Genomic DNA, 19,802 nt, shown 5'->3' on the forward strand with positions numbered 1-19,802 from the left:
TTGGCACTCCAACCCTTTGAACAGTGCCGAATGCGCATGACGCGTATCGGCCCCTGTCAGGAGTCGCCAATGAAACTAGATCCCGCAATCAGCGCGAAGCTGGCTGTACTGCAGCCCAATCAGGTCGGCCTGCTGGCCTGGAGCCTGCTGGCGCATCCGCTGCCGATGCACGCAGGCGGCATCCCGGGACAGCCCGATCCCGATCCTTCGCCCGCGCCGCAACCCGGCGACGATCCGCCTATGGAGCCCGGTGAGCCCACCCTTCCGGACGATCCTCCACCTGCACCGGTGGCCTGATCAGCCCTTTAGCGCCCAGACCTGATCGGCACCTGCGAGAAATATCCGGTCGCCCGACGCAGGGGCGACCGTCCATCCTCCGGTGAACTCACCAAAAGCCGGCAGCAGGCTGACCCGTGCATCGATCACGAAGCATGGCAGCCGCAACCGCTGCCGGGCCCGTCCGCGTAACACGAAGACCGGATGCACGTGTCCGGCCAGCACTGCGTGGGTGGGATGGGGCTCGGGTTCGTGACACAGGGCGAACGGTCCGACCAGCCAGGGTTCGTTGGTCATCTCGATGCCCAGATCACTTGGCGGGTCGCCTGCATGCCGGTCATGGTTGCCGCGTACCAGCACGATGTGCATCCCGGCATGCTGTGCCCGCCAGTCCCGCAGGCGGGCCAGGGTCGCTGGGGCATGGGCGTGCCGGGCATGGAGAAAGTCGCCAAGCACGATCAACTGCTGGCAATCCAACTCGCCCAGCAAGGTGTCCAGGCGCGCCAGCGTCGCGGTGGTGGTGCCCCTAGGCACCGGCTGGTGTAGCGCACGGTAGCTGGCGGCTTTGCCGATGTGTACGTCGGCCACCAGCAGGGCCTTGCGCGCCGGCCAGTAGAGGGCTTTGTCCGGCAGTAACCAGAGCGTCTGGCCGCAATGTTCGATCGCCAGATAGTTCATTCCGCCAGTTTCTCCAGATCCGAAACCATGCGCGCAATGCGGTCCGCCAGCTTTTCAGTGCTCAGCGTCTCGCGCATGCCCTCGACCAGCAAGGTGAAGGCCAGTGGGCCAGGGCGCCGCAGCGGGTGCAGGTCCAGTTGCAATTGACTCATGTCCAGCAAATGGCGCTGCAGGCGTTCGATTTCCAACTCCTCGCGGAGCACCTCATCCCGCGCCTGACCGAGCAGCAGGTTGTCGGCATCGTGCTTGCGAAACACTTCGTAGAACAACCCGCTGGAAGCTTGGATCTGCCGTGTGCTTTTTTGTGCGGCGGGGTAACCGCCGAATACCAGGCCGGAAATCTGCGCAATCTCGCGAAACCGTCGCAGGGCCATTTCCCCCGCGTTGAGGCTGGCCAGCACGTCCTCCAGCAAGTGTTCGGTCGACAGCGCAGCGGGAAGGCACCTGGCCCAATCCACGTCACTGGGACTGAGCAGTTCGAAACCATAGTCGCTCACCGCGATCGACACCGACAGCGGCTGTACCCGGCTCACGCGCCAGGCGATCAGATTGGCCAGGCCCAGGTTGGCCATGCGCCCGGCGAAGGGGTAGAGGAACAAGTGCGAGCCCTGGCGCGTGGTCAGAGTCTCGGCCAGCAGCGTCCGCTGCGTGGGCAGCGCTGACCACTGGGATTGGAGCGTGAGCAAGGGGCGCACGGCGCGCATTTCCGGGCTGTCGTAGCGGCCTCGTGCTGCGGCGTCGAGCTGTGCGACCAGGGCGTCGGCCAGCTCGCTGGACAGTGGCATGCGCCCGCCGCTCCAACGTGCCACCGCCGCCTTGCGTGAGGTACTGCGGCGCACGTAGGCGGTCATGTTCTCCACGCGTACCAATTCCAGCACCCGGCCGGCGAACAACAAGGTGTCGCCGGGGCGCAGGCGGGCGATGAAAGCTTCTTCCACGCTGCCCAGGTGTTTGCCACCGCCCCCCTTGCTCCAATACTTGAGCTGCAGGCTGGCGTCACTGACGATGGTGCCGATGCCCATCCGATGGCGCCGCGCCAGGCGTTCGCTGGCGACCCGCCAGACCCCGTCGGGGTGGGCCTCGACGCGCTGGTAGTCGGGGTAGGCGCTCAGCGAATTGCCGCCATGGCGGACGAAGTCCAGCGCCCACTGCCATTGACTGTCGCGCAGCTCGCGGAAGGCCCAGGTGCTGCGTACCTCGGACAACAGCTCGGACGGGCGAAAACCGCTACCCAAAGCCATGCTGACCAAGTGCTGGACCAACACGTCCATGCTCAGGCGCGGCGACTGGCGCGCCTCGATATGGCCGGCGGCAAGGGCACTGCGCGCTGCGGCTGCCTCGACCAGCTCCAGGCTGTGGGTGGGTACGAGCGTGATGCGCGACGGCCGCCCCGGCGCATGGCCAGAGCGGCCAGCACGTTGCATCAGGCGGGCGATCCCCTTGGCCGAGCCGATTTGCAACACCCGTTCGACCGGTAGAAAGTCCACGCCCAGGTCGAGGCTGGAGGTGCACACCACGGCCTTCAACGTGCCCTGCTTGAGGCTGCGTTCGACCCAGTCGCGGGTGTCGCGGGCCAGTGAGGCGTGGTGCAAGGCGATCAGCCCCGCCCAGTCGGGTCGTGCGTCGAGCAGCGCCTGGTACCAGAGCTCGGCCTGGGCACGGGTGTTGGTGAACACCAGGGTGCTGGCGCTGGTGTCGATTTCGGTCGCGACCTGGGCGAGCATTTTCAGGCCCATGTGCCCGGCCCAAGGGAAGCGCTCGATGGCCTCTGGAAGCAAGGTGTCGACCAGCAGGCGCTTGTCCTGGCGACCCTCGATCAGCCGCCCGCCAGCGGGCACCAGCACGTCGAGCGCGTGCTGCAGGTTGCCCAGGGTCGCCGACAGCCCCCAGACCACCAGTTCGGGATGCCAGCGGCGCAGGCGTGCCAGGGCCAGTTGCAGTTGCACGCCACGCTTGTTGCCGAGCAATTCGTGCCACTCGTCCACGACGACCAGGCGCAGGCTGGCGAAGTCCTCGCTGGCCTGGGTGCGGGTCATCAGCAGGGTCAGGCTTTCCGGCGTGGTGATCAGGGCACTGGGCAAACGTCGCGCCTGGCGCGCGCGTTCGGCGCTGCCGGTATCGCCACTGCGCACGCCGACGGTCCAGTTCAGCTCGAGTTCATCCAGCGGCGCCTGCAGCGCACGGGCGGTGTCGGCAGCCAAGGCGCGCATGGGGGTGATCCATAACACGCGCAACGGCGCGGGCAGGCGTCCGCCAGGTGAGTTGGCGAAGGCGCGCAGCGCGGCCAGCCAGACGGCGTAGGTCTTGCCAGCACCGGTGCTGGCATGCAGCAAACCCGACTCGCCTCGTTCGACCGCCGCCCAGACCCGGCGCTGGAACGCGAACGGTGTCCAGCCACGGGTTGCGAACCAGGCATTGGCGAGGTCGGAGGAGGCGGGCATCGAGCAAAGCATCCTTGGCAGGGTGTGCTTCTACAGACCGCGCCCCAGGCGTTTTGGTTTTACCGGATCAGTTGGCCAGCAGGTAGCCGCTGCGGCACACGTCTTCGCCTGCGACGTGGGCGATGACCATGCCGGTGGTGGCCATCCGTCGGACGCTGCGCGCATACAACAGTCCGGCCTGGCCGGTATGCACGGGCGTGACCCGATCATTGAGCGGATCGATGACTTCGGCGATCAACTGGCCGGCTTCGAGGAACTGTCCGGGGCGTGCATGATAGACCAGCAGGCCGCCGAGCGGCGCCGCCACCGGCTCGACTGCAGCCAGCGGCGTTGCAGCACGTGCCAGGGACGGCAGCGGTGGGACAGGACCTTCGATCACCCCGGCATGGGTGAGAAAGTCGAGGATGGCTTGGCAGTCCTTGCCCGCCAGTTCGTGGCTGACATCGGCCTGGCCGCGAAGCTCGACGGTGACCGAGAAGCTGCCCAGAGGAATCGGATAGCGTTTGCCGAAGCGCTGCTGCAACTGCCACCAGACCAGGCTGAAGCATTCGTCGAACGATTGCCCGCCCGAGTCGGTGGCCAGCAGGCTGGCCTGGGCACCGAGGTAGCGGGCCAGGGGTTCGACCTGCGGCCATGCCTCGGGTGTGGTGTAGAGGTGTTCGACGGCTTCGAAGTCGCAGTGCAGGTCGAGCACGATGTCCGCGTCGCAGGCCAGGCGCTGCAAGGTCAGGCGCTGGGATTGCAGCGGCGTGTGCACCGGATGGGCATCCAGGCCGCGGCGCAGGTATTCGCGAATCAGCGCGATGTTGTGGGCGGGATCCTGGGTCAGGTGGCCGTCGATCAGGTCGCCGATGCTGTCGGACAGGTCGACGAAGTTGCGGTTGAAATTCTCGCCGCTCTGTAGTTCGAAGCGCCCCAGCGGTGCATCCAGCAGTACCTGCTCCAGGCCGACCGGATTGGCCACCGGCACCAATACGATTTCCCGCTGCAGACGTCCTTGGTGTTCCAGGTCGGTCAGGCGGCGTTTGAGGTGCCAGGCTACCAGCATGCCAGGCAGTTCGTCGGCGTGCAGAGAGGCCTGGATGTACACCTTGCCACCACCCCGGGGGCCGAAGTGAAAGCTGTGGAGCTGTCGGGTGATGCCGGGTACGGGAGAGAGCAGGTCGTGGGTCGAATGGTGCATGGTGGTCCTGGCTGCGTGGCGAAAACGGTCTGCGACACGGGTCGGCAGAAAGATAGAAGCACAGTTTGGTCGATTGTGCTTCACCGTTTCGCGTATCGTCGACCGGTCGACGTCCCAGCTCAGGCCAGCAGCGCCTGCAAGGTCGCCAGGTCATCGGCTTCGTCCGCCGGTTTGTCCTGACGCCAGCGCAACATGCGAGGAAAGCGCACGGCAATTCCGCTCTTGTGACGCTTGGACAGCGCAATGCCTTCGAAGCCCAGTTCGAACACCAGGGTTGGGCTGACGCTGCGCACCGGGCCGAAGGTTTCCACCGTGGTCTTGCGGATGATGGCATCGACCTTGCGCATCTCTGCGTCGCTGAGCCCGGAATAGGCTTTGGCAAAGGGCACCAACTTTCGCTCGGGCGTGCCGGCCGGTGCATCCCACACGGCGAAGGTATAGTCACTGTAGAGACTGGCGCGACGGCCATGGCCGCGCTGGGCATAAATCAACACCGCGTCCACGCTGAACGGGTCGATCTTCCATTTCCACCAAAGACCCATGTCCTTGGTCCGGCCTACGCCGTAGAGGGCCTCACGCTGTTTCAGCATCAGTCCTTCGACGCCCAGGCTGCGGGACTGCTCGCGCTGGCGGGCGAGGTCGGCCCAGTCGGCGCCGGCGAGCAACGGAGACAACAGCAAGGGCGCGAGCGGATACGCCTCGACCAGGCGTTCCAGTTGCATGCGGCGGGCATACTGTGGCCGATTGCGCCAGTCCTCGCCCTGCCACTCGAGCAGGTCGTAGGCTTGCAGCACCACTGGAGCGTCGGCCAGCAGCTTCTTGCCCAGGGTCTTACGCCCCAGGCGTTGCTGGAGCAGAGCGAAGGGCTGCACGGCGGGCGTGTCGGTACCGTTGGCGGCCTTCCAGACCAGGATCTCGCCGTCGAGCACGACGCCATCTGGCAGGGCCTGGGCGAACCCATGCAGCTCGGGAAAGCGCTCCGTGACCAGCTCTTCGCCACGTGACCATATCCATACCTGCCCATCGCGCTTGACCACCTGGGCGCGGATACCGTCCCACTTCCATTCGATCTGCCAGTCGCTGGGTGGTCCGAGCAGGGTCTCGAACTGTTCGGTAGGAGCCTGCAGCGCATGGGCGAGGAAAAACGGATAGGGCTGGCCACCGCGCTGGCTGTGTTCGTCGGCGCTCTCAGCCGCGATCAGCTTCAGGTAGCCCTCGGCGCTTGGACGGTGGCTGATGTCGGTGTAGCCCACCAAGCGCTGGGCCACCCGCTTGGCGTCCAGATCGGCGAGTTGGGCGAGGGCGCGGGTGACCAGCAGTTTCGACACACCGACGCGGAAACTGCCGGTGATCAACTTGAGGCAGAGCATCAGGCTCGGCCGATCCAATTGCCCCCAAAGCGGTGGCAGGCGCTGCTGGATCTCCTCAGCGGGCATCGCGCGTAGCGGCAGCAGGTGGTTTTCCACCCAATGCGCCAGCCCGTCGTCGCTGACATGGGACTGCTCTGGTAGTAGCAGCGAGATCGTTTCGGCCAGGTCGCCCACCGCTTGGTAGCTTTCCTCGAACAGCCAGTCCGGCAGCCCTGCGAGGGCGATGGCCAGTTCGCGCAGCAGGCGAGTCGGCACCAGTTGCCGCGGGCGTCCGCCGGCGAGGAAGTACACGGCCCAAGCGGCGTCCTCGGGGGCGGCGCTGGCGAAGTAATCGCGCAGAGCCTCGAGCTTGGCGTTGCTCGAGGTGGTCGCATCCAGGCGCAGATAGAGTTCGGCGAAGGCCTTCATGCCTCCGGCTCCGCGGCGGTGGCATCGTCTTCCTCGCCGTATTCGGTGACGAAGGCACGAGCATCCAGGCCCTGCTCGTTGAGGTAGCGCACCAGTACATTGACCGAACCGTGGGTGACCATCACCCGTTCGGCGCCGGTCTGGCCAATGGCCCATAACAGTCCGGGCCAATCGGCATGATCGGAGAGGACGAAGCCGCGATCGACCCCGCGCCGTCGCCGTGTGCCACGCAAGCGCATCCAGCCGCTGGCGAAGGCATCGCTGTAATCGCCGAAACGACGCATCCAGCTGCTGCCACCGGCCGAGGGAGGGGCCAGCACCAGGGCCTGGCGCATCTGCGGGTCGTTACGCGGCACGTCGCTGGCATGGATGGTCTGAGGCAGGTGCACCCCGGCTTCACGGTAGACCTTGTTCAGTGGCTCGACCGCGCCGTGCACCAGGATCGGGCCGATGTCCGGATCCAGCGCGTGAAGGATGCGCTGAGCCTTGCCAAAGGCGTAGCAGAACAACACCGAAGCCTTGCCCTGGTCACGGTTGGCGCGCCACCAGGCGTTGATTTCGGCGAACAGTTCGGTTTGCGCCGGCCAGCGGTAGATCGGCAGACCAAAGGTGGATTCGGTGATGAAGGTGTGACAACGCACGGGCTCGAACGGGGTACAGGTGGCATCCGGCTCGACCTTGTAATCACCGGACGCCACCCAGACCTCGCCCTGGTATTCCAGGCGCACCTGTGCCGAGCCCAGGACATGACCGGCCGGATGCAGGCTGAGGGTGACGCCGTGGTGCAGCAGGCGTTCACCGTAGGGCAATGTCTGCAGGTCGATGTCCTGACCGAGGCGGCTGCGCAGGATATCGGCGCCGGGAGCGGCAGTGAGGTAGTGGCGATTGCCGGTTCGAGCGTGATCGCCATGACCATGGGTAATCACCGCGCGCTCCACCGGCCGCCAGGGATCGATATAGAAATCACCGGGCGGGCAGTACAGTCCTTCGGGGCGGGCGATGACGAGATCCATGGTGCTGCCTGCTGGTTGAGGGCTTACCAGTTAGGAGCGGTGGTGCGGTTGGGAAGTTCGGGTGGGATTTTTTCGGGGGGCGCCTGGCGATATTTGTTGGGGCGGCGCTCGATCTGAAGAACACCGCAACATTCAACCCCCGTGCACCCTCACCGCCCCGGCACCAACGTCAAGCGCTGGTTGCCATATGCCCGGGAGAAATTCTGCGGCTGCAACGGCAGGCTGCTGAAGCGCCCCTGGAACCAGGCGTCCAGACCGTCAGCGAAGTGCTTGCTGGCTGGGTTGCCGGACTGGCCGCTGCTGGTCAGTATCTGCAGCGGTTCGCTCTGGCCGAAATCGACGATCATCCGCGCCGAGGCCGGTAGATAGGTGTCGAAATCACGGCCCCAGGCATAAGGCGTCAGCGCCAGGGTGCTGAAGTCGCCACCGGCCGCCACTGGCGAGCGGCTGATGTTGTCGCCCAGGCCATGGTAAGTGGGGGCCGGCCAGCGGTACTGGTGCAGCTTGCCCCATTGCCAGGTGCGCATGTCGCTGCCCAGGCGGGTCATCCCGACATCAACGGCTGCTGCCAGACTACGGGCGAGAATCGTCGGCTTGTCTTCCTTCTCTGCGGTGGTGCGGTCATCCCAGAAAGGGCTGTCGTCGCGGCTGAGCAAATGGTCGGCCTGGGCCGAATAGGACAACCGGGCATTGCTGGCGAAGGCCTGCCAGACCGGGCCGTTTTCCGGGCCGAGATCATCGAGGAAGGTCTGCCGGGTCACCTCCTGGAGGAACAGCTCATACAGAGCGGCATCCGCTGAGACCGGGCTCAGGCGGCCATCGAACGCCTTGAGCCGGGCCAGGGCATGGTGCGCCCGGTCGCGCTCGACCGTCGGCAGCTTGGCGATGGCCTGTTGCAGCGGTTGAGCCATGCCGGGGGCCTCGAGCATCTGCTTGAGCTTTTCTGCCATCAGAGTGGTCTGGTCGTTTTGCACCGCCATCAGGCTGCGGCTGTCGTGACGACCGTTACCGAGCAACTGCGCCAGGCGCTCGGCGCGTTCGGGGTAGTACCAGGTGCTGGACAGTTGCATGCCATAGCCGCGAGGCAGGCTGCGCTGGTTGGCGTGGGCGATCCAGCCTGCGGGCGGGTCCTGGTCGTAAGGGTGGAGCATCGGGTCGGCGTAGCCATCCCAGTCATAGCGCCCGTCCCAGCCCGGGGAAGGCAACAGGCCCTGGCCTTCGCGGCGGTTGGGGTAGCGACCGCTGACCTGCCAGCCGATGTGCTCGGCCTCGGCGAAGACGAAGTTCAGCGCGGCGCTGGTCACCTCGCGGGTGCTGTCGAAGGCACGCTCGATATTTTGCGCGCGGGTCAAGTCGAACAGGGCGTCCAGGCTACGATCGCCCTGCGGCGCCGTCAGGTTCAAGGCCAGGCCCAGGCTGGCATTGCCGGGCTGGGCCAAGAGGGTGCCGTGGCGGGTGTCGTACATCACCTCGCGCAGCGGGCGCTGGCCACGCACGAAGAAGGTTTCGCTACGCGAACGGGCCGGCAGCCACTTGCCATCGGCCAGGTAGGTGAGCTGACCACCCTGGTGTCGCAGCTGCTCCAGGTACAGGTCCTGGTTGTCGGCCATCACTGCGCTGCTGCTCCAGGCCAGTTTGCCGTTGTAGCCGGCCAGCACGATCGGCAGGCCTGGCAGCGACAGACCGGCCACCTGATACTTGCGGGTGTTGATCTGCACCGGGCTCAGGGCCCAGTTGGCGCGGCTGTCACTGGCCAGCAGGCTCTTGCCGCTGCGACTGCGTTGCGGCCCGAGGGCGAGATTGGCTGAGCCGGGGCTGCCGAGCAGGTCGAGGTCGGCCAGTTTCTGGCTGGCGGCGGCCAAGGCCGACAATCCCGGCAGTTGAGTGGACAAAGACAGGCCCTTGAGCTTGTCCAGTTCTGCTTCGGCCAGCGGCTCATCAGGCGCGCCGGGCAGCAGCCAGGCCAGCTTGTCGGGGCCGACCTGCTGCGCCAGGGTCAGGGCGCTGAGTTCTTCCTGCAGGTTCACCGACTGGCTGAAAGCGTACAGATTGAACACCAACACGCAGTCTTCCGGCTTCCAGTACTCGGGGCGGTAACCACGGTTGGCCAGTTCAGCCGGTAGCTTGTCGCGGTAGCGGAACAGGTAGGCGTTGACGCCACGGGCGTACACCTCGAAGAATCGCTTCAGCCGTGGCGAAGCATCGGCATACTGCCGCGCCGCGCTCTGCTTGAGGTTGGCGGCGCGCATCAGGCGGTCGATGTCCAATGCTTCGGGGCCGGCGAGTTCGGCCAGGCGGCCTTGGGCCAGCAGGCGCATAGCCACCATCTGTTGCAGGCGATCGCCTGCATGCACGTAGCCCAGGCTGAACAGGGCGTCATGGAAGCTGCTGCTTTCGATCAGCGGGGCGCCCATCGCATTGCGACGGACCGACACATTCTGCGCCAGTCCCTTGAGCGGTTGGACCCCAGTGGTGGGAGGCACACTGTCCTGTTGCACACCCATCTGACAACCGGCGAGCCCGAGCATGCCGAGCAACGTGGCGGCGGTAGCGAACCGCGGGCGGAAGGGAGGAAGGACGGGGGCGGCCATGACAAGGGCTCCTGCAAGGCGTGGCGGGTTTGGAAAGGCGCTAAGGTAGTGAGCGCACAGCCGCCGTGCAAGGTGCCGCGAAGCTTTATTTACGAGTGGTAGCGCACGGGAGCGCTTTTGCCCGAATCGTCGGGAGCGGTTGCGCCTTCGGCGGGCGCCGAAGGCAGCTGCGCACGTTAAGCCAGTGTCGGACGCTGGCCAGCAGTTCAGGCTCAAGCGCCGTGGCACTTCTTGAACTTCTTCTGGCTCCCGCAGGGGCATGGATCGTTGCGGCCGACGTCTTTCAAAGCGTTGCGCACCGGCTCCTGGTGGCCGTGATTGCAGTGCGGGCCGTGCACATGGCCGTGATCGTGATCATGCTGATGATCGTGACCGTGGTTGCAGTCGGGGCCATGAACATGGGGTTGTTGGGTCATTGCAGGGTTACTCCGGTATGAGGTCGCCGGGCATTATCTCATCACTGCGCGACAAGTGCAGGCTCCGATGGACGATCAACCCGGTGTTCAGTTCGGCCTGCAGGCGATAATGCAACGGCTGCTTGCTCTTGAGCAGTTTGGCCAGTGGCTTGAGATGCTGCCACAGGTTGGTCCGCGCGGTGATCTTGAAGGTGCGTTCGGCGTGGCCGCCGACGCTGCGCCACAAGCTGGTTTCATCTTGCGCCAGCAGCAGATCGTTGAGGCGTACCGAGTAAGCCAGATTGCGGATGAACAGCCGGCTATCGTTAGGATTCACCACCTGCAGATGCAGGACGAACTCCTGCTGGTGCAGCCTCGCCTTGACCGTTTCGACCCGCAGCAGATGCACCTCTGGCTCGCGCCAGTCACTGCCGCCCCAACTGGCACAGCCCGCCAGTAGCGCCAGCAGGGCACTTAGGAGGAACGTACGTGCCAGGGCCGCCACCGTCAGTTGCCCACGTAGTTTGCGCAGCACTTCTTGAATTTCTGCCCGCTAGCGCAGGGGCAGGGGTCGTTACGCTGTGCCCGGAGCTTGACGGTCGGGTCGATGAAGTACCAGCGCCCGTCATGCTGGACGAACGCCGAACGCTCGTGATGCTGGTGGTCGCCCTCCTGATCGTGCCAGCGGGCGGTGAAGGTGACGAAGGCATGTTCAGGCTGGCCACCAAGGACCTCGGCGCCTTCGACTTCCAGTCCCAGCCAGGTGCTCTGGGCACTCCACGCCGCGATGGCGGCACGGTCCAGGCCGGGCTGCTGGGCCGGTAGGGTGGTCGCCACGAGGTAATCGACCAGACCCAGCACATAGGCGCTGTAGCGCGAGCGCATCAGGGTCTGGGCATCGGGCGCCGGGGTACCGGCATGATAATGCCCGCAGCAGGCGTCGAGCAGGCTGCCGCTGCCGCAGGGGCACACCCAGACACTCATCGTCACCACCAATACTTGCCAAAGTTTTCAGGATTGGCCCAGAACTTGGCATTGAGCCAGTCCGGGACCTGCTTGTAATCGTGTAGATCATAGGTGAACAGACTCAGCTGCTGCTCGTCACGACGAAATTTCTCGCTGGCCGTTAGCGCCAGGGCAAAGAAGTCCGTGTCGTGCCAGCCGCAGGCGGCCAGGTCGGCCAGCACTGCCACCCGACTGGCATTGAGATTACGAATCCCACCGAGCAGTTCAAGTCCGCTGCGTTTGGGCAGGTGTTCGAGGCAGTCGACCAGAATCGCCAGATCGAAGCGTTGCGCGGCCACCTCGGCCGGCAGCGGCCCTGGGGCAGCGCTGGCGATGTACGCGTCTGGGTGGGCCTTGGCGAAGGCGTCCAGGGCGGGGAAGTGCGAGCCCACCAGCAGCAAGCGGCTGGGGGTGAAGCGCTCCAGCAGGGCGGCGAGGGCCTGCTGCGGTGTGCGCTGGGAAAATCCGTCGGTCATTGCCAATCCTCGTTCAGGTGGCCCAAGACTAGCGGGCTAGGGACCTGCGGGCAAAGGGCAGAGGGCTCGGTCGTGGCTTATTGCTGGCAGGGATTGATGAGGCGGTCTTTACTGCCACTGATCGGCGTTATGCCGGTTCCCCCTAGGAGATCCAACGAAATGAGCATAGTACGCGCAGCGATACCTCTGGTTCTGCTCACCAGTGTGCTCACTGGTTGTGCAGGTTTGCAAAAAACCGACTGGCCGAAGTGTGCTGCCGTCGGGGGTGTAGGCGGTGCTGCCCTGGGTGCCATCGAGAGCTCCAGCTGGGCAGGCTGGGGCGCCCTGCTCGGCGGTGGTCTGGCGGCCGGTTACTGCTGGTCGCACGGTGATGGCGACGAGGACGGTGACGGTGTGCCGGACAGTCGCGACAAGTGCCCGGGTACTCCGCCTGGCGTGCAGGTCGATGCCAATGGTTGCCCGCCACCACCGCCAGTGGTCGAGGAAGTCGTGGTGCAGAAAGAAGAGGTCATCGTCATTCGTGACGTGCGCTTCGAATTCGACTCAGCACGTCTGACCGCCGGTGACAAGGAGCGCTTGAACACTGTTGCCACGCGTTTGAAACAGGAGGCCCCGAGCGCGCGCCTGAGCGTGACCGGCCATACCGACAGCGTCGGTTCCGATAGCTACAACCAGAAACTGTCTGAACGTCGGGCCCACGCGGTGACCGATTACCTGGTCGAAAGCGGCGTGCCGCGCAGTAGCTTCGTTTCGGTCATGGGCGCAGGTGAAACCCAACCTGTGGCAGACAATGCCACCGAAGAGGGCCGTGCCATGAACCGTAGAACCGAGATCAAGATCGAGCGCTGACGGCGTGCGCCCGCGCCTTGAGAAGTGGCGCGGGCGCGTCTTTAATCCTGGGTAGCCGGTAGCGGCCGGCCACACAGGAGCGTTCATCATGAGTGTCATGTCGAAGGCGGCATTGCCGCTGCTGGTGGTCTCCAGCCTGTTGACCGGTTGTGCCACCCACAGCGATGGCAGCGCCCCCCTGAATCAGCGCAACTGGCCGATCTGCAGCCTGCTTGGCGGCCTGGTCGGCGGAGGCCTCGGCGCAATCGAGAGCTCCAGCTGGGCAGCCGGTGGCGGCGCGCTCGGTGCGATTGCCGGCGGCCTGATCTGTTTTGCCCAGGATGGAGACGAAGACGGCGACGGCGTCTTCGATCGCCGCGACCGCTGCCCGGATACCCCGGCCAACACATCGGTCGACCACATGGGGTGTCCGTTGGCGCAATACCCTCCCTCGCAGCCCGCTCCCGAGCCCAAGGCCGAGGTGATCACCCTCGATGACCAGGGGCAGGTGATGTTCGCCTTCAACTCCGCCGAACTGACCCCCGCCAGCGAGCAGCGCTTGCAGAGCCTGCTGCCGCGCTTGCAGGACCTGGGCGTGACACGCATCAGGGTGGTCGGTCACACCGACAGCGTCGGCTCGGACAGCTATAACCAGGCGCTCTCCGAGCGTCGCGCCAGCAGCGTGGCGCAGTACCTCATCAGCCAAGGGCTGGCGCCAGACAAGATCACCAGCCAGGGTCGCGGAGAAAGTGAGCCGATCGCCGACAACGACACCGAGCAAGGGCGGGCGCATAACCGACGGGTCGACCTGCATCTGAACTGAAGCCCCGCGCGCGCAGGGCTGACGCGGGTGGCGGTGGTGGTACAACAAGGAAGGGGTGGGGAATGGCGTTCATTCTGGGACTGGGCAAGACCTTGACGGTGGCGTTCTGGTGGGTGGTGCTGGCCAATTGGCTGATGCCGCAACCCCTGCCGTTCAATCTGCTGATCAATGCCGCTGGTATCGCGCTATTGGGTCTGCACGTGCTGGAAGTACTGTGCTTCAATGGCAGCCTGCGTGGCCGTAGCCATCGCTGGTTCGACCGTCTGCAAATTCTGCTGACGGGTATTTTCCATGTCATGTCTATTCCCCGTCCGCAGGAGGCGCCGAGCCGTGCGTAAACTGATGTTGTTGGCCGCGCTGGCCGCTCCCCTGGCCCAGGCAGAGAGCCTGGAGGTCGCTGCCAATTCGATGCTGCGGCTGCCGAACAAGGCGTCCAGCGTGCATCTCGAGCAACTGCGGGTCGCCGATTCGGCCACCCTGTTACTGCCCGCCACGCTCACCGAGTTGCGCATCGATCACCTCGAACTAGGCCAGAACGCCCGGATCGCCATCGCCCCCTCGGACCGGGCACTGATGATCGAAGCGCGCTCAGCCCGCTTGGGGCAAGGCAGCGAATTCAGCGCACCCGGTGCTCCGGGCACTTACGAGCGCGCTGCCCGTTCGGGACGCAACCTCGACCTCAAACTTGACGCGCTCGACGCGGACCGCCTGGCGATCGATGCGCGCGGCGGTGCCGGAGCCCCCGGTTACATCGGCCTCGATGGCGCCAACGGTCGGGCCGGTGGCTGCACCTGGGGCCAGGCCAGCCGCGGCGCCAACGGCGACGATGGGGGTAATGGACATGATGGCGCGCCCGGCGGGCGAATCCGTCTGAGCGTGCCCCAAGACTTTGCCGAAGAACGTATCGTGGTGCGCCTCGATGGCGGCGCCGCAGGCAAGGCCGGGGCCGCTGGCAAGGCGGGCAAGGGGGGCGCGAGCAAGGGCTGTTTGGTGTACCGCACCGATCCCGGGGCCAACGGTCGTCCTGGGCAACCCGGTCAGCCTGGCCTGGCCGGTGCCGCCGGGGAACTGATCCTGCAACGGCTCTGAGCGCGACGCCGCCCCGGACCAGCAAGCCGGGGCCGAGGCCCTCAAAGCATGACGCGCGAACTGGCCACTGCCACCACGGCAAGTCCCAGCAGCAGGTTGATACCGACCATGCGGCGTATCCGCCCGAGCACTGCGGCACCCGTGGCCCAGTCTTCGTCCTGCACGGCGGTCTTCAGCTCAGGCAACAGCAGCGCCTGGATGCGCATGAACAGCGCGAACATGACAACGCCGCCGCCGATCATCACCTGCACATAGCGTGGCGCGGTCTCGAAGCCACTGAAGCGCATGTGCAACATGCCGATACCACTTATCGCCAAAATGGCCACGGCCAACCAGACCCAGCCAAAGAACCGTCGGAAAACTTCCACCCAGAGGCGCAGCCGGGCAGGCCCCTCCAGGGCTGCAACCGAGGCCGGGCGCAGTACCAGCCAGGCGAAGAACATGCCGCCGACCCACACCAGGGCGGCCAGGACATGCAATGTGTAGCGCAGGGCAAAGGCGAGCATCCGGATCTCCATGCGGCATAAAGGGCAATAGCGGGGTATGATAGCCGCCCCATGCGAAACACTGAAAATATATCCAGCCCTCCGGGCGCCTGCAGACTATGATCAGCAACGAACTCAAAGCCACCATCCAGGGCGCCTACTCGCGTTTTCTCGAAGCCAAGAGCCTCAAGCCGCGTTATGGCCAGCGCCTGATGATCGCCGAAGTCGCCAAGGTGCTTGGCGACATCGCCTGCGACGACGAGGGCCGCCGGGCCGGCGAGCCTGCCGTGGTGGCGGTCGAGGCGGGCACCGGTACCGGCAAGACGGTCGCCTACAGCCTGGCGGCCATTCCCGCCGCCAAGGCCGCTGGCAAGCGCCTGGTGATCGCCACCGCCACCGTCGCCCTGCAGGAGCAGATCGTCTTCAAGGACCTGCCCGACCTGATGCGCAACAGCGGCCTCAATTTCAGCTTTTCCCTGGCCAAAGGGCGGGGCCGTTACCTGTGCCTGTCCAAGCTCGACATCCTGCTCCAGGAAGGGCACGCGCAGTCCGCCACGGCCCAGCTTTTCGAGGAGGAAGGCTTTCATATCGAGGTCGACGAACGCAGCCAGAAGCTGTTCAACAGCATGATCGAAAAGCTTGCCGGAAACCGCTGGGACGGCGATCGTGACAGCTGGCCCGAGGCCCTGGAAGACCAGGACTGGGCACGTCTGACCACCGACCACAGCCAGTGCACCGGACGCCACTGCCCGAATTTCCAGCAGTGCGTGTTCTACAAGGCCCGCGAAGGTATGGGCAAGGTGGACGTGATCGTCACCAACCACGACATGGTCCTGGCCGACCTGGCACTGGGCGGCGGTGCGGTGTTGCCCGACCCGCGCGACACCGTTTACGTGTTCGACGAAGGCCACCACCTGCCAGACAAGGCCATCGGCCACTTCGCCCATTATTCGCGCTTGCGCTCCACTGCCGACTGGTTGGAGCAGACCGCCAAGAACCTCACCAAGCTGCTGGCTCAGCATCCGCTACCTGGCGACCTGGGCAAGCTGATCGAGCAGGTGCCGGAGCTGGCGCGCGAGGTGCGTACCCAGCAGCAGTTCATGTTCACCCTGTGCGAGCAGGTCGCCGACTTCCGCCCTGGTGAAGACACCGAGGGCCGCGAACGCCCGCGCTACCGCTTCGAAGGCGGCGTGGTGCCGGAGCAGATCCGCGAGGTGGGCATCGAGTTGAAAAAGGGCTTCGCCCGCCTGAACGACCTGTTCACGCGCCTGGCCGACCTGCTCAAGGAAGGCATGGATGGTGAGGTCAATATCGGCATTGCCAGCCACCAGGCCGAGGAGTGGTACCCACTGTTCGGCAGCCTGGTGACTCGTGCCCAAGGCAACTGGGAACTGTGGACCGCCTTCACCGCCGAAGACCCGCAAGACAGCCCGCCGATGGCGCGTTGGTTGACCCTGGCCGAAAGCGGCGCGTTGTTCGACATCGAAGTCAACGCCAGCCCGATCCTGGCGGCCGAAATGCTTCGGCGCAGCCTGTGGAATGTCGCCCATGGCGCCTTGGTCACCTCGGCCACGCTCACGGCCTTGGGCAAATTCGACCGTTTCCGTATGCGCTCGGGCCTGCCCCGCGATGCCGTGACCTGCGTGGTGCCGAGCCCCTTCGTGCATGGCGATGCCGGTTTGCTGCGGGTACCCGACCTGCAGGCCGACCCGCGGGATGCGACCGCGCACACTGCGGCGATCATTCGCGAACTTCCGCACATCGTCGAGGATGCCCGGGGCGCGCTGGTGCTGTTTTCCTCGCGCAAACAGATGCAGGACGTGTTCGATGGCCTGGACCGTGACTGGCGCAAGCTGGTGCTGATCCAGGGCAACCTGTCCAAGCAGGAAACCCTCAACAAGCACAAGGCGCGGGTCGACGATGGACAGCACAGCGTGCTGTTCGGCCTGGCCAGTTTCGCCGAGGGCGTCGACCTGCCGGGTGCCTACTGCGAACATGTGGTGATTGCCAAGATTCCGTTCGCCGTGCCCGATGACCCAGTCGAGGCTGCGTTGGCCGAGTGGATCGAAGCGCGCGGCGGCAACCCCTTCATGGAAATCGCCGTGCCCGATGCGTCGCTGCGCCTGATCCAGGCCTGCGGTCGCCTGCTGCGCACCGAGCAGGACCGTGGCGTGATCACTTTGCTCGACCGGCGTCTGGTCACCCAACGCTACGGTAAGGCTATTCTCAATGCGCTGCCGCCGTTCCGGCGGGAAATTACCTGACGCCTGGAGCTTGCTTCTCTGGCGTGTTGTCCATCACACAGTCGTAGGCCGCAATGGGTTGCAGGGACGGTAGTCGAACAGCCCTGTCCCGCGACACGATCCCAGGCCCTGGAAGGAGAACCTCAGCCTCATGATCCGCCGCACCCTGCCATGCCGAACCTTGCCGTTGTTGCTCAGTCTGTCGTTCAGCACGCCATTGTTGGCTGCGAATCACATGCTGTTCAGCTTCGTGCGCCCGACCTCGGTGGTCGATGTGGCCACCGACAACACTGGGATGCCGCAATACAACGCGGAGCAGACGGCCGAAGGGGAGGTGTTGCGCCGGGTGGTGTTCAATCCTGTCGAGCGCCCGACCCTGCGCCTGAGCCCACAGCAGGGCGCCTGGGACTGGTCGAGTGGACAGTTTCTGACCTTGCGCCTGCAAAGCGGCATGGATTGGGCGCTGACGGTAGACGTCACGGTACAGGGCAGTGATGGCCGCAGTCTCACCAGCCGTATCGATCTGCCGGCGGGGCCTGCACAGACGGTGATGGTACCGCTCAAGGCGACCTCGCCCCTGAGCCAGGGTATGCGCGCCGGGCCGCCGATGCCGTGGGTGCATGAAGGGCAACGCCTGTTGTTGGCCAGCAGTGCAGGGGAAGTCGACCTCAAGCAGGTGGTGGCGGTGAGCCTGAGCATCCCCAAGCCCAAGGTGGCCCAGAGTCTGTTGATCGAAAAGGTCGGAGTGCAGGATGACGACCTCGCCTACAAAGCGGCCTACCAGGGGGTGATCGACGGCTACGGCCAATCCACCCGTGCCCGCTGGCCAGAGAAAATCGTCAATGACGAGCAGCTCAAGGCTGCGGACAGCCGCGAGCAACAGCAGCTGGAGGCCTGGCTGGCCGAGCGCGGCAAGCAGCCGCTGGATACCTATGGCGGTGTCCTTGCTGGGCCGGCGTTCGAGGGCCGGGGTTTTTTCCGCACCGAAAAGCGTGACGGGCGGTGGTTTCTGGTGACCCCTGAGGGTCACCCTTTCTATTCCCTGGGCGTCAATGCGGTCACGGCCAGCGACGGACGGACCTATGTGACGGGCCGTGAGGCCATGTTCCAGAGCTTGCCGGCCGAGGGCGATGCCTATGCGGCGTTCTACGGCGATGGCAACAACGACGACGGCAACGCCTCATCACTGGGCCGCGGCTTCAAGCAGGGTCGGTGGTTCGACTTCTACGCCGCCAACCTCCAGCGGACATACGCCAAACCATGCCCAGGCGATACCCCGGAGCAGGCACCTGCAGCCTGCCCTCCTGCAGCGCTGGACAGCGCACGCTGGCAGGCACACACGCTCGATCGCCTGCAGGCCTGGGGTTTCAATACCTTGGGCAACTGGAGTGAACCGGCGTTGGGCCAGGCCAAGCGCATGGCCTATACCCTTCCACTGTCGATCGTCGGTGATTACACCAGTATCAGTACCGGAATGGACTGGTGGGGACGCATGCCCGATCCCTTCGATCCCCGGTTTGCCATGGCCACCGAGCGGGCCGTGGCCATCGCTGCGCGCGATCATCGCGACGATCCTTGGTTGATCGGCTATTTTGCCGACAACGAACTGGCTTGGGCAGCGCCCGGTGATGACCCCAAGGCCCGCTATGGCCTGGCCTACGGCACATTGCGCCTGACCACCGACGTACCGGCCAAGCGGGCGTTTCTCAAACAATTGCGCGACAAGTACCGCAACCAGGCTGGCTTGTCCAAGGCCTGGGGTATCGACCTGCAGGCCTGGGAACTGATGGAAGACCCCGGTTTCGAGGCGCCGCTGCCGGACCCGGCGCACCCGGAGATCGAGCGCGATTTCCAGCATTTCCAGCAGGTGTTCGCCGAGACCTACTTCAAGACCATTGCCGATGCCCTGAGGTGGCACGCCCCCAATCATTTGTTGCTGGGTGGCCGCTATGCCGTGAGCACGCCGGAGGCGGTCAAGGCCTGTGCCGAATTCTGCGATGTGCTGAGCTTCAATTTCTATACCCTCAAGCCAGAGGATGGCTACGATTTCACCCGACTGGCCGAACTGGACAAACCGGTGCTGGTGAGCGAATTCCAGTTCGGCTCTCGCGACCGTGGGCCATTCTGGCCAGGGCCGCTTGAAGTTGCCCGGGAAGAGGACCGAGGGCCGGCCTATGGCAACTTCCTCAAGGCCGCCCTGGCGCAGCCGATGATCGTCGGCGCGCATTGGTTCCAGTATCTCGACCAACCCGCCAGTGGCCGTTTGCTCGATGGCGAGAACGGTCATCTAGGCTTGGTAGCCATCACCGACGTGCCTTATGGGGGCTTCGTCGAGGCGGTGCGCAAAGCCAATCAGCAGACACTCGGTCAGTTGCGCACCCTATTGGAAAAGCCGGCACCTTGAGCGGCGTCATGCCCGGCTGGCCGCGATCGTCGGATGGCGGCCAGCAAAAGCGTGGTCTACGGAACTTTTCAGCGACGACCTTCTAGCTAGACAC

At 65.1% G+C, this 19,802-nt stretch carries 18 protein-coding genes; 7 read left to right on the plus strand and 11 right to left on the minus strand.

From position 1 onward, the window contains the following. Positions 1–69 precede the first annotated feature (69 nt). The gene (locus tag KY379_RS18940) at positions 70–297 is read left to right on the plus strand and encodes a hypothetical protein (RefSeq protein WP_133331821.1); all 228 of its coding nucleotides are present in this window, start codon (positions 70–72) and stop codon (positions 295–297) included. Here KY379_RS18940 and pdeM read toward each other — a convergent pair whose 3' ends face one another. The 10 genes from pdeM to KY379_RS18990 form a co-directional block, all read right to left on the minus strand. Next, positions 298–954 carry a ligase-associated DNA damage response endonuclease PdeM gene (pdeM, locus tag KY379_RS18945; protein WP_261241148.1) on the minus strand — a complete coding sequence of 219 codons (657 nt, stop codon included), beginning with the start codon at positions 952–954 and terminating at the stop codon, positions 298–300. Then, positions 951–3,395: a ligase-associated DNA damage response DEXH box helicase gene (locus KY379_RS18950; RefSeq protein WP_261241147.1), complete on the minus strand. Its 2,445-nt coding sequence runs from the start codon at positions 3,393–3,395 to the stop codon at positions 951–953. Before KY379_RS18950 ends, pdeM begins: the two co-directional genes overlap by 4 nt. Positions 3,396–3,462: 67 nt before the next feature. Beyond that, entirely contained in the window at positions 3,463–4,578 is a 1,116-nt protein-coding gene (locus KY379_RS18955) for a succinylglutamate desuccinylase/aspartoacylase family protein (RefSeq protein ID WP_133331818.1), read from the minus strand. A gap of 119 nt (positions 4,579–4,697) precedes the next feature. Next, positions 4,698–6,356, minus strand: a complete 1,659-nt coding sequence (locus tag KY379_RS18960) for an ATP-dependent DNA ligase (protein ID WP_261241146.1) — start codon at positions 6,354–6,356, stop codon at positions 4,698–4,700. After that, entirely contained in the window at positions 6,353–7,369 is a 1,017-nt protein-coding gene (locus tag KY379_RS18965; protein WP_261241145.1) for a ligase-associated DNA damage response exonuclease, read from the minus strand. The genes KY379_RS18960 and KY379_RS18965 overlap by 4 nt, the downstream gene beginning before the upstream one ends. Positions 7,370–7,518: 149 nt before the next feature. Further along, the gene (locus KY379_RS18970; protein ID WP_261241144.1) at positions 7,519–9,960 is read right to left on the minus strand and encodes a penicillin acylase family protein; all 2,442 of its coding nucleotides are present in this window, start codon (positions 9,958–9,960) and stop codon (positions 7,519–7,521) included. 212 nt (positions 9,961–10,172) lie between these two features. Then, positions 10,173–10,376, minus strand: coding sequence for an SEC-C metal-binding domain-containing protein (locus KY379_RS18975; RefSeq protein ID WP_060486211.1), 204 nt, complete (start codon positions 10,374–10,376; stop codon positions 10,173–10,175). Positions 10,377–10,383: 7 nt separating this feature from the next. Further along, on the minus strand, positions 10,384–10,860 hold the full coding sequence (locus tag KY379_RS18980; RefSeq protein ID WP_409977286.1) for an LEA type 2 family protein: 477 nt from the start codon (positions 10,858–10,860) through the stop codon (positions 10,384–10,386). Positions 10,861–10,862: 2 nt separating this feature from the next. Further along, positions 10,863–11,339 (minus strand): YchJ family protein, encoded by a 477-nt coding sequence (locus KY379_RS18985; RefSeq protein ID WP_261241143.1) that lies wholly within the window; start codon positions 11,337–11,339, stop codon positions 10,863–10,865. Positions 11,340–11,341: 2 nt separating this feature from the next. Continuing rightward, positions 11,342–11,836: a DUF6231 family protein gene (locus KY379_RS18990; RefSeq protein ID WP_133331811.1), complete on the minus strand. Its 495-nt coding sequence runs from the start codon at positions 11,834–11,836 to the stop codon at positions 11,342–11,344. A gap of 159 nt (positions 11,837–11,995) precedes the next feature. Here KY379_RS18990 and KY379_RS18995 point away from each other — a divergent pair, with 159 nt between their 5' ends. From KY379_RS18995 to KY379_RS19010, 4 genes are all read left to right on the plus strand, one after another. After that, positions 11,996–12,685: an OmpA family protein gene (locus KY379_RS18995; protein ID WP_133331810.1), complete on the plus strand. Its 690-nt coding sequence runs from the start codon at positions 11,996–11,998 to the stop codon at positions 12,683–12,685. 88 nt (positions 12,686–12,773) lie between these two features. Beyond that, a complete protein-coding gene (locus tag KY379_RS19000) occupies positions 12,774–13,487 on the plus strand; it encodes an OmpA family protein (protein ID WP_261241142.1) in 714 nt (237 codons plus the stop codon). 62 nt (positions 13,488–13,549) lie between these two features. Beyond that, positions 13,550–13,825, plus strand: coding sequence for a DUF1145 domain-containing protein (locus KY379_RS19005; protein WP_133331808.1), 276 nt, complete (start codon positions 13,550–13,552; stop codon positions 13,823–13,825). Continuing rightward, positions 13,818–14,576 (plus strand): collagen-like protein, encoded by a 759-nt coding sequence (locus KY379_RS19010; RefSeq protein WP_261241141.1) that lies wholly within the window; start codon positions 13,818–13,820, stop codon positions 14,574–14,576. Before KY379_RS19005 ends, KY379_RS19010 begins: the two co-directional genes overlap by 8 nt. 41 nt (positions 14,577–14,617) lie before the next feature. Here KY379_RS19010 and KY379_RS19015 read toward each other — a convergent pair whose 3' ends face one another. Then, positions 14,618–15,082, minus strand: a complete 465-nt coding sequence (locus KY379_RS19015) for a CopD family protein (protein ID WP_261241140.1) — start codon at positions 15,080–15,082, stop codon at positions 14,618–14,620. A gap of 98 nt (positions 15,083–15,180) precedes the next feature. On the opposite strand from KY379_RS19015, the gene dinG reads away from it, so the two are divergent. Further along, positions 15,181–17,325, plus strand: coding sequence for an ATP-dependent DNA helicase DinG (gene dinG / locus KY379_RS19020; RefSeq protein WP_133331805.1), 2,145 nt, complete (start codon positions 15,181–15,183; stop codon positions 17,323–17,325). A 130-nt stretch (positions 17,326–17,455) separates the two neighbouring features. Further along, positions 17,456–19,708, plus strand: a complete 2,253-nt coding sequence (locus tag KY379_RS19025; RefSeq protein WP_261241139.1) for a beta-galactosidase — start codon at positions 17,456–17,458, stop codon at positions 19,706–19,708. Positions 19,709–19,802 lie beyond the last annotated feature (94 nt).

Origin of the sequence: Pseudomonas sp. HD6422, from assembly GCF_025377065.1 — a bacterium.
Lineage (GTDB): Bacteria > Pseudomonadota > Gammaproteobacteria > Pseudomonadales > Pseudomonadaceae > Aquipseudomonas > Aquipseudomonas putida_U.

Bases quoted from the DNA above. Each gene is read 5' to 3' on its own strand.
- KY379_RS18985 (WP_261241143.1), bottom strand. From the start codon at position 11,339: ATGAGTGTCTGGGTGTGCCCCTGCGGCAGCGGCAGCCTGCTCGACGCC.
- KY379_RS18995 (WP_133331810.1), top strand. From the start codon at position 11,996: ATGAGCATAGTACGCGCAGCGATACCTCTGGTTCTGCTCACCAGTGTG.
- KY379_RS18965 (WP_261241145.1), bottom strand. From the start codon at position 7,369: ATGGATCTCGTCATCGCCCGCCCCGAAGGACTGTACTGCCCGCCCGGT.
- KY379_RS19005 (WP_133331808.1), top strand. From the start codon at position 13,550: ATGGCGTTCATTCTGGGACTGGGCAAGACCTTGACGGTGGCGTTCTGG.
- KY379_RS18955 (WP_133331818.1), bottom strand. From the start codon at position 4,578: ATGCACCATTCGACCCACGACCTGCTCTCTCCCGTACCCGGCATCACC.
- KY379_RS18970 (WP_261241144.1), bottom strand. From the start codon at position 9,960: ATGGCCGCCCCCGTCCTTCCTCCCTTCCGCCCGCGGTTCGCTACCGCC.
- KY379_RS19015 (WP_261241140.1), bottom strand. From the start codon at position 15,082: ATGCTCGCCTTTGCCCTGCGCTACACATTGCATGTCCTGGCCGCCCTG.
- KY379_RS18940 (WP_133331821.1), top strand. From the start codon at position 70: ATGAAACTAGATCCCGCAATCAGCGCGAAGCTGGCTGTACTGCAGCCC.
- pdeM (WP_261241148.1), bottom strand. From the start codon at position 954: ATGAACTATCTGGCGATCGAACATTGCGGCCAGACGCTCTGGTTACTG.
- dinG (WP_133331805.1), top strand. From the start codon at position 15,181: ATGATCAGCAACGAACTCAAAGCCACCATCCAGGGCGCCTACTCGCGT.
- KY379_RS19025 (WP_261241139.1), top strand. From the start codon at position 17,456: ATGATCCGCCGCACCCTGCCATGCCGAACCTTGCCGTTGTTGCTCAGT.
- KY379_RS18960 (WP_261241146.1), bottom strand. From the start codon at position 6,356: ATGAAGGCCTTCGCCGAACTCTATCTGCGCCTGGATGCGACCACCTCG.
- KY379_RS19000 (WP_261241142.1), top strand. From the start codon at position 12,774: ATGAGTGTCATGTCGAAGGCGGCATTGCCGCTGCTGGTGGTCTCCAGC.
- KY379_RS18950 (WP_261241147.1), bottom strand. From the start codon at position 3,395: ATGCCCGCCTCCTCCGACCTCGCCAATGCCTGGTTCGCAACCCGTGGC.
- KY379_RS18990 (WP_133331811.1), bottom strand. From the start codon at position 11,836: ATGACCGACGGATTTTCCCAGCGCACACCGCAGCAGGCCCTCGCCGCC.
- KY379_RS18975 (WP_060486211.1), bottom strand. From the start codon at position 10,376: ATGACCCAACAACCCCATGTTCATGGCCCCGACTGCAACCACGGTCAC.